The sequence below is a fragment of the 'Nostoc azollae' 0708 genome (genome assembly GCF_000196515.1).
GTDB classification, from domain to species: domain Bacteria; phylum Cyanobacteriota; class Cyanobacteriia; order Cyanobacteriales; family Nostocaceae; genus Trichormus_B; species Trichormus_B azollae.
Window position 1 is genome coordinate 1747855 of sequence record NC_014248.1, and the last position, 17322, is coordinate 1765176.

General features: G+C 38.6%; 19 protein-coding genes and 4 pseudogenes. 15 read left to right on the plus strand and 8 right to left on the minus strand.

Annotation, left to right across the window (positions count from 1 at the left end; all coding sequences use genetic code 11):
• Positions 1–216: 216 nt before the first annotated feature.
• A complete protein-coding gene (locus AAZO_RS08005) occupies positions 217–399 on the minus strand; it encodes a hypothetical protein (protein WP_049790617.1) in 183 nt (60 codons plus the stop codon).
• 386 nt (positions 400–785) lie between these two features.
• Positions 786–1457, minus strand: a complete 672-nt coding sequence (locus tag AAZO_RS08010) for an ABC transporter ATP-binding protein (RefSeq protein ID WP_013190859.1) — start codon at positions 1455–1457, stop codon at positions 786–788.
• Positions 1458–1861: 404 nt separating this feature from the next.
• Here AAZO_RS08010 and AAZO_RS08015 point away from each other — a divergent pair, with 404 nt between their 5' ends.
• From AAZO_RS08015 to AAZO_RS35095, 5 genes and pseudogenes are all read left to right on the plus strand, one after another.
• Complete coding sequence (locus tag AAZO_RS08015; protein WP_013190860.1) at positions 1862–2794, plus strand: Sll0314/Alr1548 family TPR repeat-containing protein; 933 nt, start codon at positions 1862–1864, stop codon at positions 2792–2794.
• Between the two features lie 112 nt (positions 2795–2906).
• Positions 2907–3365 carry a DUF3531 family protein gene (locus tag AAZO_RS08020; protein ID WP_013190861.1) on the plus strand — a complete coding sequence of 153 codons (459 nt, stop codon included), beginning with the start codon at positions 2907–2909 and terminating at the stop codon, positions 3363–3365.
• Positions 3366–3383: 18 nt separating this feature from the next.
• Positions 3384–3814: pseudogene (locus AAZO_RS43505) on the plus strand (NUDIX hydrolase).
• 124 nt (positions 3815–3938) lie between these two features.
• Positions 3939–4451 (plus strand): annotated as a pseudogene (locus AAZO_RS08030) (Uma2 family endonuclease).
• A 95-nt stretch (positions 4452–4546) separates the two neighbouring features.
• On the plus strand, positions 4547–4720 hold the full coding sequence (locus AAZO_RS35095) for a hypothetical protein (RefSeq protein WP_187289623.1): 174 nt from the start codon (positions 4547–4549) through the stop codon (positions 4718–4720).
• Positions 4721–4962: 242 nt separating this feature from the next.
• Here AAZO_RS35095 and AAZO_RS29380 read toward each other — a convergent pair whose 3' ends face one another.
• Complete coding sequence (locus tag AAZO_RS29380) at positions 4963–5292, minus strand: helix-turn-helix domain-containing protein (RefSeq protein ID WP_338027181.1); 330 nt, start codon at positions 5290–5292, stop codon at positions 4963–4965.
• Positions 5293–5437: 145 nt separating this feature from the next.
• On the minus strand, positions 5438–5665 hold the full coding sequence (locus tag AAZO_RS08040) for a hypothetical protein (protein ID WP_013190862.1): 228 nt from the start codon (positions 5663–5665) through the stop codon (positions 5438–5440).
• Positions 5666–6617: 952 nt separating this feature from the next.
• Here AAZO_RS08040 and AAZO_RS43510 point away from each other — a divergent pair.
• The 8 genes from AAZO_RS43510 to AAZO_RS42400 all read left to right on the plus strand — a co-directional run bounded on the left by AAZO_RS43510 (position 6618) and on the right by AAZO_RS42400 (position 9086).
• On the plus strand, positions 6618–6941 hold the full coding sequence (locus tag AAZO_RS43510; protein WP_049790619.1) for a DUF3370 family protein: 324 nt from the start codon (positions 6618–6620) through the stop codon (positions 6939–6941).
• Positions 6928–7098, plus strand: a complete 171-nt coding sequence (locus AAZO_RS43515) for a DUF3370 family protein (RefSeq protein ID WP_420807048.1) — start codon at positions 6928–6930, stop codon at positions 7096–7098. The genes AAZO_RS43510 and AAZO_RS43515 overlap by 14 nt, the downstream gene beginning before the upstream one ends.
• A gap of 213 nt (positions 7099–7311) precedes the next feature.
• Positions 7312–7518 carry a helix-turn-helix domain-containing protein gene (locus tag AAZO_RS29390; RefSeq protein WP_081462731.1) on the plus strand — a complete coding sequence of 69 codons (207 nt, stop codon included), beginning with the start codon at positions 7312–7314 and terminating at the stop codon, positions 7516–7518.
• A complete protein-coding gene (locus AAZO_RS29395) occupies positions 7464–7889 on the plus strand; it encodes a hypothetical protein (RefSeq protein WP_187289624.1) in 426 nt (141 codons plus the stop codon). The genes AAZO_RS29390 and AAZO_RS29395 overlap by 55 nt, the downstream gene beginning before the upstream one ends.
• Before the next feature lie 27 nt (positions 7890–7916).
• On the plus strand, positions 7917–8243 hold the full coding sequence (locus tag AAZO_RS29400; RefSeq protein WP_081462733.1) for a transposase: 327 nt from the start codon (positions 7917–7919) through the stop codon (positions 8241–8243).
• A 29-nt stretch (positions 8244–8272) separates the two neighbouring features.
• The gene (locus tag AAZO_RS42390) at positions 8273–8431 is read left to right on the plus strand and encodes a hypothetical protein (RefSeq protein ID WP_338027087.1); all 159 of its coding nucleotides are present in this window, start codon (positions 8273–8275) and stop codon (positions 8429–8431) included.
• Between the two features lie 32 nt (positions 8432–8463).
• Positions 8464–8748: a DUF3370 family protein gene (locus AAZO_RS42395; protein ID WP_338027182.1), complete on the plus strand. Its 285-nt coding sequence runs from the start codon at positions 8464–8466 to the stop codon at positions 8746–8748.
• An 80-nt stretch (positions 8749–8828) separates the two neighbouring features.
• Positions 8829–9086 (plus strand): DUF3370 family protein, encoded by a 258-nt coding sequence (locus AAZO_RS42400; RefSeq protein ID WP_049790621.1) that lies wholly within the window; start codon positions 8829–8831, stop codon positions 9084–9086.
• A 123-nt stretch (positions 9087–9209) separates the two neighbouring features.
• Here AAZO_RS42400 and AAZO_RS08070 read toward each other — a convergent pair.
• Positions 9210–9515 (minus strand): annotated as a pseudogene (locus AAZO_RS08070) (small RNA NsiR4-regulated ssr1528 family protein).
• 197 nt (positions 9516–9712) lie between these two features.
• On the opposite strand from AAZO_RS08070, the gene AAZO_RS08075 reads away from it, so the two are divergent.
• Positions 9713–10096, plus strand: coding sequence for a hypothetical protein (locus AAZO_RS08075; RefSeq protein ID WP_041642811.1), 384 nt, complete (start codon positions 9713–9715; stop codon positions 10094–10096).
• A 68-nt stretch (positions 10097–10164) separates the two neighbouring features.
• On the opposite strand, the pseudogene AAZO_RS29410 reads toward AAZO_RS08075, so the two are convergent.
• The 3 genes and pseudogenes from AAZO_RS29410 to AAZO_RS08085 all read right to left on the minus strand — a co-directional run bounded on the left by AAZO_RS29410 (position 10165) and on the right by AAZO_RS08085 (position 13928).
• Positions 10165–10422, minus strand: a pseudogene (locus AAZO_RS29410) (hypothetical protein).
• Positions 10423–10524: 102 nt separating this feature from the next.
• On the minus strand, positions 10525–13578 hold the full coding sequence (ppc, locus tag AAZO_RS08080; RefSeq protein WP_013190865.1) for a phosphoenolpyruvate carboxylase: 3054 nt from the start codon (positions 13576–13578) through the stop codon (positions 10525–10527).
• Positions 13579–13682: 104 nt separating this feature from the next.
• Entirely contained in the window at positions 13683–13928 is a 246-nt protein-coding gene (locus AAZO_RS08085; protein WP_013190866.1) for a hypothetical protein, read from the minus strand.
• Between the two features lie 352 nt (positions 13929–14280).
• Between AAZO_RS08085 and AAZO_RS08090 the strand changes: the two genes are divergently transcribed.
• On the plus strand, positions 14281–17307 hold the full coding sequence (locus AAZO_RS08090) for a hypothetical protein (protein ID WP_013190867.1): 3027 nt from the start codon (positions 14281–14283) through the stop codon (positions 17305–17307).
• The last annotated feature ends 15 nt before the right edge of the window (positions 17308–17322 follow it).

The following is a 17322-nucleotide window of genomic DNA, read 5'->3' on the forward strand; positions in this document are numbered from 1 at the left end:
TTGGTTCGCCAAACAATTCCCCCTAACCTCACCATCCACACACTTGCCATCCCACTATCTCAAATGTATTCTATCTACTCCACCAAACACCTTTCTCCTTTTTCCCCTATGCCCTGGTTCTCCTCCTGGTTTCCGTTTTCGTGTCTGGTTTCCTTCTGGTTTGTCTTATTGTTTGTTCTCGCTTTTTTTGAGGATGTCTCCCGACGGTGGTTTGGATCATGTTATGGTCTCTAAATCTCTACTGACTTTGAGTTTCTCTATTTCTTTTTCCAATTCTACTACTCTATTTGTTAGCTTCTCTATACTTTTCCCCTGGTCAATAATGATTTCTACCAGTTGCTCTGTTGCCAACTGCTTCAATATCTCTCTGTCTAGTTTTGGTCCCAGCTTCTTTTCCATAACTGCTATATTCTGCCTCACCTATCACACTTGTCAATACCCCACCACCTGAGTCCTTACCAAGACCTTAAATTGGTGGCAGGATAAATGTTCAGAAAATTTTGTAGGAGAGTACATTATTACAAAACTGAACAGAGAAGTTTCAACAAATTCGGAGATTAATTTAGATCCACCCTAGGCTGAAAATGAGAAAATAAAATTTTGAGGGAAAAGGGTAAGCTTTAAAGGGTGAACCTTCCCCCTTTCCTCTTAATAGTTTAATTAATCAAATAAAAAATCAATCAAATAAAAATCTATGGTTTAGCTGTTTTTTCGTACACTTATTCATCTGTTGTTACTACTGAAGGTATTAATTCCCCATTGTCAATACTTAAGAACTTAATTTTTTACTTTACAACTGCTTCTTTTACTTGATTTTCCAATTTTGCAGGGTCAACTGTTTCTAATACACCATGATTGAGTGTCCAAAAACGGTCTGCTATTGGCAACATATCTCCAGCGTCGTGTGTTACAATTAATAATGTCCAATCTTTTTTTAGTTTCGCTAATAAATTTACTAGTTGATGACGCATTGACCAATCTAAACCAGCTGTGGGTTCATCTAATAGTAAGAGATTTGGTTGACGAATTAATTGTACCGCTAAAGCTAAACGCCTTTGCTGTCCACCGCTTAAAGCATGGGGTGGTCTAGATAGGGATAAATGATCTAATCCTACTTCTGTTAATGCCTGGTGAACTCGTTCTGATCCTAATTCGGGATGCCCTAAACGCAGTTCTTCTAAAATTGTAGCGCCACAAAAGTGCCTTTCTGGAAACTGAAACACTATGCCAGCTAATTGTTGTAGTTGTTCAGCTATTAGTTGTCTTTCTCGCCAAAAAGCTGCACCAGAGCTGGGTTCAGCAAGTCCAGATAAAATTTCTAGTAATGTACTTTTACCAGAACCACTAGGTCCAATAATTAGACCTAGTTGCTGGGGTGGTAATTCTAGGTTAATGGATTTGAGAATTGCTGTGGGACAGGCTGTGGGGTGATAAGTTAGATTTCTGAGATAGAGCATTTGTTAAAATTACCAAAAAGTCAGAGAATAACTAATAAACTAGACCGAAAGGAACTGGCAAATTCTGCAAAGTTCCATAATGAAAAACCTAATCTAGCAGAAAGAGTCATTCACTTCTTTTATTGTGGCAGACTTATAGTGGAAAATGGCTACCAGCATTGAGCAAACTTGAATTGTTCACTACGGTCTAGATGATGTAGAAATTTTGGCAGTAGTAGAGGCATTTTTCAGTTAACTACTTTCTTGTATTTTACTCCCTTCCCACTAAAAGAATAAGGTCATAGTAATAGGGTAGAGGGATAATGCTTCTGCGTAAGGTGGAATCCCACACCCCTAATTTCATACTGCAAAGGGAGTAAGTAAAACATAATACGACTTCAACCAGAATTATTCTGTGAATTCCCATGTCCACAAGATTTTTGATTCCTAAATTAATGATGTTTTCTCGATTTCCTACTTTTACAGAAGTTACTTTTACTACTTTAATCACTATACTTTTCTCAGTAAGTCCTGCTTTTGCTGGTGATCCATTTCGGAGTAGTGAACCCCATAGAATAGGTAATCGGACCGAAACCGCTTTTAAAGCAATTTTTCAAGAGGGAAATTATCCAGCAGCTGAGGATTATCTCAAAAAAGCCATCTCAGATGAACCAAATGAACCTCTGGCTTATGCAATAAAGGCTGCTTTAGCTTATGTAAATCAGGATTTAGTCGGCTTAGATAGGTACAGCAAAAAAACTTTGGACGCTGGAGAAAAGCTAATGACCAGTGATCCATTACGTGGGAATTTATACATGGGTGTGGGCAATTTTTTAGAAGGTGCAGTCATTCTCCTCCGCGATTTCAGTATCAATGCTGTGTCAAAAGCTCTAAGGCGATTAACAAAGGTCTATCAATATTTAGACAAAGCAGAAGAAATTGCAGCCAATGATCCAGAGTTAAATTTAATCTGGGGCTATATGAATTTAATGTTAGCCCTTAATTTACCTTTTACTAGCCCAGATCAAGCCATTGAAAGGTTAGAGAAAAATGCTGCTCCGGGATATTTGGTCAACCGGGGTATTGCTTTGGCGTATAGGGATTTGAGAAAATCCTCTCAGGCCTTAGATTATGTCAATCATGCTTTAAAAACAACAGCAGATAACCCAGAAATTTATTATCTTAAAGCCCAAATCCTCCACGAAAAGGGGAAAAAGGAAAGAAGCCAGGATTTGATTAAGGATGCGATCGCTCATTTTGACAAAGCTTTAACTAAAAAATCCCAACTTTCAGTCAGTCTAGTCAAACAAATTGAATATGAACGCAATCAGGCTGTGAATGGACTCAATAATCTATGATAATTAGTCATTGGTCATTAGTCATTAGGAAAGAAGGGAACGGGGAAGATGAATAACTCAATTACCAATCACCAATCACCAATCACCAATCACCAATCACCAATTACAGAAAATGCACATTGAATTCCGGGAATTTAATCCCTTTGATGTTTGGATTTGGTTAAAATTCAGTAACGTTCCCTCTGAACGTGAAAAACAATATGTGGAAGAAGTGTTCAATTCCTGGTTTTATCTAGGTAAATTAGGAGCTTTTAACGCTGAAAATCTGCAAGTGCAAGACACTGGTTTAGATATAAGCTACATGGATTATGATCCTAGTGCCTATAACAAAAGCTTTCTCGCTTTGATGCACAACATGAGCGAGTTTGAGTATGAGGGAGAATGGGGAAGATGTTGGTTTGATTTAGGAACAAGTGATGCGATTGCACTAGATCTTTTACTCAATTCTCTCACCCAATTAAGCGAAGAATACGTCACCATAGAAATTTTATATATCGGTGGTGAAAATTCAGATTGGCCAGTCGAAGATAGTGAAACTCACGCCAACGCCGACTCCATTTACGATTATTAATCATCACGAATAACCACAATGCATAAACCAGGTGAAAGTCGAGTAATAGTTTTAGTACTAATTCGAGATGGTAAACAAGTTTTACCTTCTGAAGGATATGATACCATCAAAAAATCAAACTTTTACCGTATATTAGATTGTGGTGTACAATTCGGCGAACCTAGTCACCTAGCTTTAGAAGGAGAATTTGAAGAAGAAATTCAAGCCGATTTAAGCAATATTCGCTATTGAAGCTGTATAGAGAATCTATTTATCTTCAATGGTGGTAAATAGGGACACAAAATAATACAACTGTATCAATACGATTTTGCGGATCTTACCAAATCGAAAATTTAACCTTTTCCGAAACCCTAGAATGTAAGTAAACATCGCGATTTATGGATAGATATTACCAAATTAAATCAGGAGAATTAAGATTAGTCCCAGAAGTATTTTTCGATTATTTGTAAACACAAAGTAGCAATCCTCAAATTTAACAGGATTGCTATAGTTCAACTATAAATTCAAGCTAGGAGAATTATTATAGTTGTACAATTAGCAAAATGACGCTTCAATATTTCCAAATACCACCAAATGAATCAAGCTCGTATTTTGACAGAAGATGATAGAGTAGAACTGATAAACGGAGAAACTATTGAAATGTCACCAATTGCTAGGATACATGCAACTTGTATGAGAAGATTAATTAACATTCTGAACTTTTGGGTGAATTAGCAATAGTTGATGCTCGAAATAATAATTATTTTAAATAACGTATCATAACCCCAAGTAGATATTGTATTACTCAAAGCTAGCGCAGATTTTTATGAAGCTGGACATCCCCAACTACACGATATATTATTGTTAGTTGAAGTTGCTGATAGCAACATTGAATATGACAGAGAAGTCAAAATTATTCTCTATGCGAGTAGTGGTATTTCTGAAGTTTGGTTAGTTGATATTTATGAACAAGTAATAATAGTTTATCGCCAGCCTACCGCCAATGGTTATAGTGAAATCAAAGCTTTCCAACGTGGTGATATTTTAGATATTCAAGCATTTTACGAAATTAAATTAAGTGTCAATATGGTTTTAGCTTTAAACTAATTAAAGATACTTGTAAGTAATAGCATCAAACAAGAGAGTGAATTATATCTATTCAATTAGTAACCAGACGTTTCACAGTTAAACAATATTATCAAATGAATGAAGCTGGTATCTTCTTAGAAGAGGACAGAGTAGAATTAACCAATGGAGAAATTGTTGAAATGTCACCAATTGCTAGAAGAGATACTGCTTGTATTGACCGTATTAATCATTTAATCAGTAGACACGACCAGAAATTTACAAAGGAGTCTGTGTCTGGTTTTCCATAGTGTTAAGATTTAGGAAAGAGCGAAGGAAAGAATCAGGGTTGGTAATAGTAACTGATAGGAACTATCCATGGAGATGTTGGTGACAAATTTATAACTGACCTCATACTTCATAACATTTATGAAATGGGCAAAACTAATGAACCAGTTCCTAATGTGACTAAACCACAAATAGTTAGTAAGAATTACTTGTGAGTAAATTGGGGAGTTGAGGGGAAATCTTTGTTGAGGTACCCGGAATATTTTTACAAGTCTAATGACCTGTTCAACAAAAATACCCTTGGTGGAAAACTCTTTGTTTCCTGCCTTTTGTTCTGAGTGGCCATGGCATAATCGCTATCATGTTTTTCTACCTGTTCACGGAGACTAGCAGGGAAAATATCTCGCAATATCTCTAGCCAGTAATGAAATGTGTCCTTTGCTTCCCTTTTGCATATACCGAAATGCAAACCTAAAAACTCAAATGTTGGTATTTGCCTCCAATATAACAAGGATAGACATACCTGTTCTTTTATCTCTAGTTTCCCTTTCCCCCCTGCTCCTTTCTCATTTATACCTATGTTTTTACTTTCTATGTCACCTTGAAGTTTCTTATGCTACATTCCACCTTGGGCCAACAAGTCTTGAAACTGATGGTTAGTTATTCCCAGTATTTGTTTTCTAAGATGTGGATATTCTTGAATATAGTTAATTTAGTGTATTTTTCCTTTTCCTACACCCTCAAAATTCCCTTCTACCATTTTTTAACACCAAGTTAATTTTCCTGACAGGTCTAATACCCGTTACCTTATGTAATCTCGTTTTCAGAAACTTTCTCGTTCTGTGACATTCATTATTTTCTAATTCAGCCAAAGCTTCTAGAAAATTAATTTTTAACTCCTCTGGCAAAATTCTCATCGCTTCATGAAGCACACTATATTTATCTAGAAGAGGTTTAATTTGTCCCATTAACAACAGTGAATTTCTAAATCTTGATTTTCTTATACCGTGAAATACTGATAAATAAACTCTGCAATAGCGCTATATGCTTGTTGTCCTGCTTCTGAATTGACTAATCTAAATAAGGTGATTACTATACATCCAAAAGTCGGAGCATTATCAATAGTTAAAATTATTCTTTGTTCCTCATTAATTTTTAAGCAAAAAATAGTTAACTCATAGTCATGATTCAACTGAATGAACCTTTTTCACAATTAATTATGTGTTATAATTGGGGTTGTCTTTGTTTTAGCCGAAAGTTAGTTAGAGTTACACAGTTATGTTTAAATTAGCGAGCGCAAAGAACACCGAAAAATACATAAATTATAAGACTCCCTATTATAATACAGCAACAATTTTGCAAGAGGTCTAATATTTATTGCTGAGTTTTTCGCTGTGTTCATAAAAAGAACTGTTTTCAAATGAGAGAAGTTGAAAGTTACGATTTATTTCTTGAAAAATTCTAAACTTCTCCTTATCCGTAAGTTTTTATAAATCTTTCTGAAAATCCTTTGTCGATTCAATAAGTATATCCATCAACTCAATAAGTACATCCATAAAATTAACTCCTAACTCGAAATTACAAGGCTAATTTAAATTAGCCCTAGTTATAGAAAATTGCTGATAGTAATTGTGAAATAATCAGAAATTAACTTTCCAGAACTTGTATCTATAAATAAACTGATCATTTCCAACACAACAGCTTTCTGCAAAATTCAGACTTATGCAAATTAGTCAGCTAAGAAATAAAGTCATTAAACCTGCATTCATAGTCATATTAGGACGTGCTATTACTCGAAGTATCAGATGTACAAAATTTAACTCAAATTAAAAATAAAATATAGCAGATACCCAAATGCCACCTAAACCAGCACCTCCAGAAATTGTCCAAGCTGGAGAAGTGCGTCCTTGACCTGGTAGCTTGGATAAAATACCTGTCTTTAACAGTAACAGTCCTGAATGGATAAAAACTGAAGGGATTTTACTTTCTACTTTTGCACGTTATGGGAAAAAGATTCCAGCTGCAGATCTGAATTTTCCCTTTCAGGGAAGATTTGATTTATTTGCTCACCACTATACTCATAGTCCCAAAAATTTGCAAACGCTTTATTTGGTTGTAATTTTGTATAATCCGGCTAAAAAACCTATCACTGTAGATATTTTACAAGGTGCAAGTTATTTGATAGTAGATGTAGCTTTTGTAAATTTAGCGCCATATTTTATTGAAAATAATGATGGTAAGTAAAGTCTTTTCAGACCCAGTAGACAGGGCTGTAGCTGATGTTTTGCGGGGAGTAGGACAAAAGGATTTTCCGGCTAAATTGGTAATTCCTGCTGAGGGAAGTCGGATGTTATTAAATCATCCCATTCTATTAGTCAACCAAGGCAATGTTGCTGGGTAAGCCCCTCTAATTGATAAACTAGTCAAAAAAGGGGTTGACCATGGCAAAAAAGTATGTTGTAGATTTAAGCGAAGAGGAAGTTTTACAACTGCAAGCAATCCTCAAAAAAGGAAAGCACAAAGCAAGAAGTATAACCCGTGCAAACATTCTTTGAATGGCATCTGAGGGAGAAACGGACACGGCGCTGCCGCAGTTCGAGTTCATGTTGCCACGGTGGAAAGGACAAGAGAAAACTTTGTGATTGGTGGATTAGAGTTTGCTTTAAAGGATGGGGAAAATCCACCAAAACCCAAAAAATTAGATGAAAAACAAGAAGCATTTTTGATTGCGACTGCTTGTTATACTCCGCTAGAAGGAAGAGTGCGTTGGACAATGCAATTATTAGCGGAGCATTTAGTGAAGGTTGGTATCATAGATTGAATCTCAGACGAAACAATACGCTAAACTCTAAAAAAAATGAAATTAAAGCGTGGTTAAAAGAACAGTGGTGTATTCCCGAAGTTAACCCAGAGTATGTGTTCAGGATGGAAGATATTTTGGATTTGTACAATGAGCTATATGATCCGAAAAAACCTACACTCTGTGTAGATGAACGCCCATATCAAGTAGTAGAAGAAGTAAGACTTCCTTTGCCACCAGAACCACATCAGCCTGAAGGTTATGATTGTGAGTATAAACACAATGGTGTTGTAAATTTATTTGGCTTTTTTGAACCAATAGCCGGGTGGAGGCATATTGAAGTTACACAAAGTCGGACAAAAGCTGATTTTGCTAAACAATTAAAAGATTGAGTAGATGTTTATTACCCCCAAGCTGATGTGATACCTTTACTTGTTGATAACCTAAACATTCATACTCCAAGTGTTTCATATGGAGTTTTCTCTCCACAAGAAGCACGCCGCATTATTGAAAAATTAGAGTTTCACTATACTCCTAAACACGCTTATTGGTTGAATCAAGTAGGAATTGAATTATCAATTTTATCTCGCCAATGCTTAGAACGACGTATTCCTAATGTAGAAATATTATCTTCTGAAATTGCTACTTGGGAGTCACAGCGTAATCAACAAAAACCCAGTGTTTATTGGGGTTTTAAAACCAAGGATGCACGTAAAAAAATGCAGCGTTTATATCCGAGCATTTAACCTAGCAAAATTGCCTTGGCAGACTACTAGTGCGAAATTTAGACACGCCTGTAAATGGTCGGTCTAGCTTTTTCCATTTGCGTAGTAGTAGTAGTAAAGTTTATAGGGCTAGTTTAGCCATGTTTGCTAAAAAAATGCTGATTGTAATTACTGTACAACAACTTGAGCCGAATGGGAAGATTTATTAAATAACGGTAATTTTACACTTTTCAGGGATATAATTCGCACAGCGAATAATGTGAAAGGAGGTCAATTAATTTATGGAAGGGTAGCTGGTGTATCTGAAGGTGCGACTTGGAAAGTAAATCTGATAGATAATACCAAAAGTCAAAGTTTGACTATTCCCCAACCGGGTAAAGCTATTTCTTATGCGATCACAACTTTAGGAAGTGGTAGATTAAGTACACAACAAAGCCAAACTGCGAAAATGGTGGTACGTTATCCAGACACGGCTGATAAAGCACATGGAAATTATGGAGTTGAATATAACTCAGTTTGCCTTTAAGTAATAACACCATTATAAACCAGGCTATAACTGTCACCTTAGGAACACTATTAAAGGAAGACAAATTAGCTTAAAACAGTGTGCGTTTCCGAAAACCATCTGTAGATTCTCCATTTTTCCGCGGTACAGTGCGGCTAAAATACACTGATGATAATGGGAAGCAACAAACACAGTACGTACATTTACGCCATCGTACTGGTCAGGTTTTAGATCCTTTAGTGAAAGTGGTGTTAAAACCGGGAACTAAACGCATGGTGCAGCTAGATGTAATTTACCCACCTGATTCTACACCCCTGCAAGTAGTCACGGTAAGAACTTTGGAAATTGAAAGTACATGACAGGGAATAGGTGACAGGGAAAAGGTTATAGTTGACAAAAGGAAACCTAACATTCCCAAAGTTTTTGTTGGGTTACGCTGTCTATACAATTCTAAAACCTAAAATCCACATTCTAAAATTGTATTATTTACCGCCGTAGAAAAAGGCGACTTCTTTTTCTTTTAAAGGTGCAAAACCAGCGTCTGCAAGCTTTTGGTCTAGTTCTGATTACGGTATATGCTTGGCACCAATGCCAACAATGGGAGAACGTATGGTGTTAGATACACCCCTACGTTGTCTACCTGCTTCTAATCCCATGACTTGGTTATACAATTCTAATTTAGCTGGAGGAATAGGAGAACCGTCAAAGTCTATCCACTGTGTGATCGCAACATCAATAGCATCAGCACCTGTGCTAGTTTGATTCCCTACATTAATTTTAGTGGTCATGGCGATCTATTCTTAAGGTTATTAGGTATATTTTATCAGTTAGGGAGGGGGTATAAGAAGCAGGAGGGCGGGTGAGCAGGGGTGCAGGGTACAGAAGAGAAGAAAAATCAGTAGTCCCCATTTCCCTATTCAGACTTGCCACTTTTGGAAATTTTGGTTTAATCTCGAACCAGCGGTATAGCAATTTAGGTGATGCTATGTCTGACCCCCACACTCCTCGTAATAAAGACCGCAACCTGGAACAAGCTCTAACTAACAAAATTATCGACGATTATTTCGAGAATTCTGAAAGTTGGCTGAGAGCAATTTTGCGGATGTGTATTTTCTCCCTCGCTAAAATTAATGGAGAATCCGTGTTTATCGTCGAATGTCCGAATCAAGCCGTAGCAAAGCGCCTTAGTCGTAAAACTTATCCGTTTCGAGGAATGGTGTACTTTTTAACTGATAATTTTGATGATCGCGATCGCAGCTTATTTTGCTATAAAGATGAACCTAAAGGAAAATGGCGCTGTTTTGATACCAGCACAAATACCTGGGAATACCTGAGTGATTTACAGTCATCTATTACGCCAAGTGAATAGGGACTGGGGACTGCGGAAGATGGGGAAGTAATTTTCCTAATGCCCAATGCCCAATATCCAATGCCCAATCACCAATGACTAGATTTGTGTGTGATTGAACCACCAACAAACGCCCCTAATATTGTGCCTGTCCAAACTCCAGCTATGCTACCTTGCCAGATTGATCCTGGTGTCATTCAAGTATTACACATCTTTTGGAAGCCCCAAGCTTGGTTTTGGCATTTCTCACTGTGAAGCATTGAGGTCATTTGTACACCCATCAAACCACCAAAACATCCAGATAACAATGCCACAAAAGTACAAATTAGAATGCGTTTCTTAGTCATGGTGATTGGGGACTGATCGTTGATGATTCGTGATATGGAGACATGGGGAGAAATAACAATATCTTCTCTTACACCCTTTCTTTCTGTCACCTGTCACCTTCTTCAACCTGTATTTCTCATTCCTGCAGCAATACCGTTAATGGTTAATAATGCTCCTCTAAGCAACTCTCCTTTGCTGTAACGGGAGTTAATTACTCCAGAGGTCGTGGTGTTTTTGTACTGTCTCAAACGCTTCAGGATAGAAACTTGTATAAATCCTAATGGCACAATTGTCCCATTACGTAATTGTACGGAACGTTGCAAGATGGGATCACCGTCTAAAAGTCGTTGGTGTCCAGTGATATTTAAGACCAAATCTCTAGTTAGATAAAATTCACTAGCAATTTGCTCAAATACTTTATCAAACTGGGCTTTGTCTTCTGGGTTGGATAGTTCCTGGACGTAATGATGTGCCATTTCAATGTCTACTTTTGCCAAGGTCATTTCCGCTTTAGAAATTGCCATTTTGAAGAAAGGCCATTTAACATAAAAATAGCGCAGCAATTTCAGGTGTTCTTCTGGCTGTTCGTTCAAGAACTCTTGTAAAGCTGTACCTAAGCCATACCAAGAAGGTAACAAGAATCGGGTTTGTGTCCAGCTGAATACCCAAGGAATAGCGCGCAAACTGCTTAAATCTTTTTTACCCGATGGTCGTCGCGCTGGACGCGAACTAATTTGCAGTTGGCTGATTTCTTCAATGGGGGTGACTTGGTGGAAGAAGTCGATAAAATCGGGTTGTTCGTAAATTAGACCGCGATAATGTTGGCGCGATCGCATTGACAATTCTTCCATGATCTCATTCCATGGTTCAATATCATCAAACCCTGTCCGCAACAAACTAGCTTGAACTACCGCAGTTGTGATGGTTTCTACATGATATAAAGCCAAGTCCAGCAAGGAATATTTAGAAGCTAAAACTTCTCCTTGTTCAGTAATCTTGATGCGTCCATTAATACTGTTACCAGGTTGAGCCAAAATCGCTTCATAAGCAGGGCCACCACCCCGACCTACAGAACCGCCGCGTCCGTGGAAAATCCGCAGGTGTAAGCCATATTGTTCGGCAATTTTCTGGAGTGATTTTTGGGCTTTGTGAATTTCCCAGTTGCTGCTTAAGAAACCAGAATCCTTATTACTGTCAGAATACCCCAGCATCACTTCTTGCAAGTTGGGGTTCAGGGTGGGTGAAGATGGAGAGTTGGGTGGTTGGGTATCTGGGGGAGTATTTTCGGAGTTAAGTGCTTCATAGCCACCAGCTAAGAAGGCGCGATATAGGGGGAGTTCAAAAAGTTTTTTCATCACGCTTCTAGAGCGTTGTAAGTCTTCTACAGTCTCAAATAGTGGGACGACTCTAATTGAACCTACAGCGATCGCTGGATCAAATAGTCTGGCTTCTTTGGCTAAGAGCAGAACTTCCAAAACATCGCTGACTTCCCGGCACATACTGATAATGTAAGTTTGACAGATGTTGATGCCAAATTCTTGTTGTAGTGATCGCACAACTCGGAAGGTTTCAATTACATCATTGGTTTTTTCTGAAAATGGCAACTCTCCAGGAATTAACGGCCGTCTTGTTTGCAGTTCCCCAGTTAACCAAGACACTCTTTGAGCTTCTGATAGTTGGTTATAAGATAGGGGTAAAACTTGCAGGTATTCGAGAATCTCATTCAGTGCATCACAATGACGAGATGATTCTTGCCTAATATCTAGCTGAGTCAGGTTAAAGTCAAAAATTTCCACTTGACATATGAGATTTTCTAACTCTCGACAGCTTAAACCCGTTTCTGTCAAATTGCGTTGAACCAACCGCAGTTCTGATAAAAATTCAGCCCCTGAACGATACATGGGGGAATCTTCATTTGCTGGTCTTTCTCGACTATATAAAGCCAGATTGTGATCGCGTGTATTTTCCAATCTTCTCAGCACATAGGCCAACTTTAAGCGATATGGTTCTTGACGATAGCGCAACGCCAGAGCATCATATACATCACTCATCGTAGACTGATCTAACTCCAGTGACTCCAGCAAATCTGGCAACACATCACTCCACTGCATGGACACACTTAATAATTCAATCAGCTGCTTCACCGACTGAATATATCTTCCCAACACCATTTTCCGCTGATAACAAGCTGTTTTCCATGTAACTTCTGGTGTCACTGACGGATTTCCATCCCTATCTGAACCTACCCAAGAACCAAAGGAACAGAAATTTTTACTTGGTGGTTCTAACCAAGGAAATGTTTGTTCTAGGGAATATTTGAGACGTTTATACAGTTGGGGAATACCATCAAATAAGACTTCTTGGAAATAGTGCAGAGCATAATCTACTTCATCCAGCACCGTTGGTTTGAACTGGTGCAGTTCATCTGTACGCCACCACAGGCGGATTTCTTCCAATAAACGCTCTTTCACTTCTTGAGCTTCCCAAGGATAGCCACCAGAACGATTTTGCAAGCTATCCAGATGTTGCAAGAGGTCTACTACCTGTCGCTGTTTATCTCGGATCGTATGACGGACAATTTCCGTGGGGTGCGCCGTGAAAACCAAGCGAATATCTAGTTGAGAAATCAACCGTTGAATTTGCTGGGGTGGTACATTCAGTTTAAACAACAGGGGAAATAATGCCGCAAATGTGCCTTTTTGTTTAATTGGCGTAGTGTCTGTCCAACTTTGTGATAGGGAATCTGCTCCTAGTTCCTTAGTTACAGGTAAATCGTCTTCTCTTTGGTTAGTGGAATAAATAATATTGGCGAGATGTTCCTGATTGATTGTGCCTGAATCAGAATAGCGAGTTAACTGCTGCTTTTGTTCGTATTCCTGCTCTATGATATTAATCAACTGAAAATAAAGAGCAAAAGCACGAGCAGCACGAATAGCCTCGTTGATATTCAGTTGTTCAATTAACTCCACAGCAGAGGCGGTTTGGTCATGAGTAGCTTGTCCTTCTGGGGAACACAAATCGCGCAATTGTCCCAATAGATCTACCATCTTTTGACCACATTCTTGCCGAAGAACTGACTCCCACAATTCCTCTACTACCTGTAGACGATGACGCAAGAATAATTCCGAGGGGTAAAGATTCACTGCTGGGGATGAAGAGTATAAAAGGGAACCCATATTCTTCGCTCTTATAAAGCCAATTACTGTTGACAATTCTAGTGTTTTACTCGTAGCTCTATAGGATTAACCAAAGCCAATAAATAAATGGTTATATATAAAGGTTAGCTTTGATTTAATTCCTGTTGATCTTGTGGATCTGGAAAGTGGAGAATAGGAAGGCGATCACCTCTAAATACTTCTTCACTGGCTTCCCCTAAAGCTATCAATCCCTTACTAGTTGCTTTCTCTGCTATCAGTAGAAGTAGCATAGACGCAGTACCTATTTGCAGGAGACATGATTGGGGAATCCCCAATAAAACCAGATTTAATCCGTTGGTTGGTGAATGGTTTTGTGTGACAAGTGACATTGCTAATTCTTGATAATTGGCAGATGAGTAGAATAGGAGGAAGCAGAAGGTACGAGTTTAGGAGTTACAGGAGTATGGGTATCGCCACGCTATGCCTACGCCTCAATGCGTGTAGCTTGCTTTTCGTAGGGTATGCTATCAAAAGTTACAGAAATTACAGGAGTAAGAATAATAAATCGCCCCACACCCTACACCCCATTTAGGCTCATAAGACTATCTTTGCCCATTTTGCAAGCTCCAAAGGTAACAAAATTGTTAAAAAAAACTGCAAAATGTGATAAATCTATGTTTCTAGTTTACAAGTACAGGGAAAATTGCCCAATACTCGCTTCCTGTTAAAGTTGACTTCATAATGAAAACATTATTACTAGATAGCCAGCACACCTTAGTACAATGGGTAAGCCAAGCAACAGGAATCAACACTTTCGGGGTGAAAGTCCGGTTGTTGGGAAATGACCTACATATCCTTTGTGAAGATACCGACTGTCCACAACGTTGGCTAACTCTGTCTGACTTGCTACAAGCACTACAGCAAACAGATTTGGATAGCTTAACCAGTGAAGAACAATCCCCAATATACCAAGTATTGGTTTACGGGCGAAAAAAAGGAGAACATCGTCCTCAATGGTGTCATCGGGTCTACTTGAATCAGTTAGATCGGCATCTAGAGCAACTACAGCAGGCACTGTTAACAGAAGCAGCCAAATCTAAACCCATTGGGGTAAGTGGAGCTCTGATTGTCTCTAATGAAAGTTTGGCACGTCAGGGCAACCCGGATGCTATTGCCCGCTATCTTAGCGAAAACCTCAGTCAATTAGGTGTGGCAGTCCAAGTTAAGAATCGACCCTATGATTCCAAAGCTAACTCTCAAAAAATAGGTAATCGTCTGTGGATTTTTTGTCAGTCCAGTTATAGCCCTGATGCGACCTTATTAGCAGAACCAATAGCCCAACAGTTGAGACATCTCAAGCTTTTTGGCTATGAGGATGCAGTCATTGTTTCTCAAGTCCGGGGTGAGCATGATCCTGATTGGCGGTTGCGCGTGGATTTGACACCACCAGAAACAATGCTCAAAGAATGGGCGCGTTGGGGAGATGTGCAAGCGATCACTCTATTATTAACTGAGGTCTTGTCTGATTTTCAAATTTCCGTCCAAGCTACTCTTAAAGAATTTACTCTGCACATTTTTTGCACCCCAGCAGTTGACTTGTTAAAAACTGGTCCTGATCCTGACAAGGAAACTTGTTTACCAGTTATTCTGTCTCAGCTAGAAGCGATCGCACCTCAAGGTATTCTCGCCGCTGCTATCTATGGACAAAAAACAGGTGATTTACAACCCGCTTGGGTAGATTGGGCATCTCTACCTGCTTCAATACATCCGGCTTTAGCAACATCGACACTAGCATTAGGTAGTTCTGGTGACGAACCAGCCCTAATTTTCTTACTAGAACGTTTGCTCAATCATGACATGAATTGGCGGTTAAAAACAGGTGGTATTCGCGTTTTACTACTTCGCAAAGGTGATTTACTCCAGGTCATGTGTGATGCACCCAATTGTCCCACACGCCAGCAAGTAGCCACCAAAGTCAGCGAATTTATTCGCCAACTTAACATTATTGGTATTGTTGGTGTGAGAGTTTACGGTCGTCGTGCCGGTGATAATGAACCTGTTTGGCATCACGGACTCGATTTTGAACAACGCCACCGCTTAGTGCCAGAAGCAACACCAGAATTTGCCGCTACTGCTCAATATGTTGATGATTTGCTCACCAACGAAACCGACGAACCAATTGTGCGCCCTGATTTAACAACCCAAGAAGTTCAAAGTTTCGTGACTGAAGCTGCACAACATTGGGTAGAAAGGGCTCACAAACAAGTCAAAAATTTGTTAGTGGGAACTCAACTGTTTGCAGAAACTAACCAATCAATTGAACAAAACCCTAATGAACAAGGAGTAGCGGGAAGTTTAATTTGGGTAGCTTTGGGATTAATGCTCACACTCCAAAGTGATTGGATGTTGGGTTACGTCATTACTAGTATTCAGAATTCACCCAAAGGTGCTAGTATTTTATCCCGATCATCCTCACAGACCCAGGTATCTTTGACATTAGGAGCAGAACCGAAAAGCACCGCATTTTTCACCAGTAGTAACAATATAAAGTCTTCTGAGTCCAGTAATTCTGCCTTTAATGCTTCTGGTTTTACCCAAAATGATAGGGCTGGAAATTTACCAGATGCACCATTGAAACAAAAAGCTAATTCCACTGCTATTCTTTTAGCAGCACGCTCTCAAATGCCAAGCTTTGGAGCAAGGCAACTAGACGAACAATTAGCACTTTATAAAAAACGTTTAGCAACAACAGGCAAACCACCAGATATTTTAATTATTGGTTCATCTCGTGCCTTGCGAGGAGTTGATCCTGTTGCCCTTTGTAAATCCTTGTCAACTCAAGGTTATGGCGAAATTGATGTCTTTAACTTTGGTATTAATGGTGCTACAGCCCAAGTTGTAGACTTGATTATTCGCCAAGTTTTACAACCATCAGAATTACCAAGAATTATTATTTGGGCAGATGGTTCTAGGGCTTTTAACAGTGGTCGTGAAGATATCACCTTTAACTCTATTGCCGCATCAAAAGGCTATCAAGAACTTTTAAAAAGAGCTACAGAACCAGAAAATAACAATAAATTATCCCAAGCAACAACAAACAATAAAACAGAAGATAAAAAACTCACCAACAAAACACCAGATATTAATAGCTACGAAGCTGCTAATGAATGGTTAAATCAAATTTTAGTCGGTAGATCTGCTACCTACAGAAACCGTGATCACATTAAAACTCTATTGCAAAAACAATTACACTATCTTCCATTTAGTAAAGACTTTCAGCCAGTTAAATCAAACAACAAATTAAGAAACGATCCACAAGAAGATAATACTCAATTATCAGTTGATTTTGATGGCTTTTTACCCCTAACTATTCGTTTCAATCCGACCACATATTATCAAAAACATCCCAAAGTATCTGGAGGTTACGACAACGATTATAAATCTTTTCAATTAATAGGAAACCAAGACGTTGCTTTCAGATCAGTAATTGAGTTTACAAAGACTCAACAAATACCAATCGTGTTTGTGAATATGCCCCTCACCACAGATTATCTAGATCCAGCGCGGACGAAATATGAACAGCAATTTCAACAATATATGTTAAATTTTTCCACTACTAATGCCAAGTTTATCTACCGAGACTTAAGCCAAATCTGGCTCAAAGGACATGAATACTTTTCTGATCCTAGTCATCTTAACCGCTATGGAGCTTATGAAATCTCCAAAAAGCTGGCTATTGATCCCATGATTCCCTGGACTCTTAAATAAATGAGGACTAGGGAT

Excerpts from the sequence above, each read along its gene's own strand:
- AAZO_RS08005 (WP_049790617.1), bottom strand. The coding sequence starts at position 399 with ATGGAAAAGAAGCTGGGACCAAAACTAGACAGAGAGATATTGAAGCAG.
- AAZO_RS08010 (WP_013190859.1), bottom strand. The coding sequence starts at position 1,457 with ATGCTCTATCTCAGAAATCTAACTTATCACCCCACAGCCTGTCCCACA.
- AAZO_RS08015 (WP_013190860.1), top strand. The coding sequence starts at position 1,862 with ATGTCCACAAGATTTTTGATTCCTAAATTAATGATGTTTTCTCGATTT.
- AAZO_RS08020 (WP_013190861.1), top strand. The coding sequence starts at position 2,907 with ATGCACATTGAATTCCGGGAATTTAATCCCTTTGATGTTTGGATTTGG.
- AAZO_RS35095 (WP_187289623.1), top strand. The coding sequence starts at position 4,547 with ATGAATGAAGCTGGTATCTTCTTAGAAGAGGACAGAGTAGAATTAACC.
- AAZO_RS08040 (WP_013190862.1), bottom strand. The coding sequence starts at position 5,665 with ATGGGACAAATTAAACCTCTTCTAGATAAATATAGTGTGCTTCATGAA.
- AAZO_RS43515 (WP_420807048.1), top strand. The coding sequence starts at position 6,928 with ATGATGGTAAGTAAAGTCTTTTCAGACCCAGTAGACAGGGCTGTAGCT.
- AAZO_RS08075 (WP_041642811.1), top strand. The coding sequence starts at position 9,713 with ATGTCTGACCCCCACACTCCTCGTAATAAAGACCGCAACCTGGAACAA.
- ppc (WP_013190865.1), bottom strand. The coding sequence starts at position 13,578 with ATGGGTTCCCTTTTATACTCTTCATCCCCAGCAGTGAATCTTTACCCC.
- AAZO_RS08085 (WP_013190866.1), bottom strand. The coding sequence starts at position 13,928 with ATGTCACTTGTCACACAAAACCATTCACCAACCAACGGATTAAATCTG.
- AAZO_RS08090 (WP_013190867.1), top strand. The coding sequence starts at position 14,281 with ATGAAAACATTATTACTAGATAGCCAGCACACCTTAGTACAATGGGTA.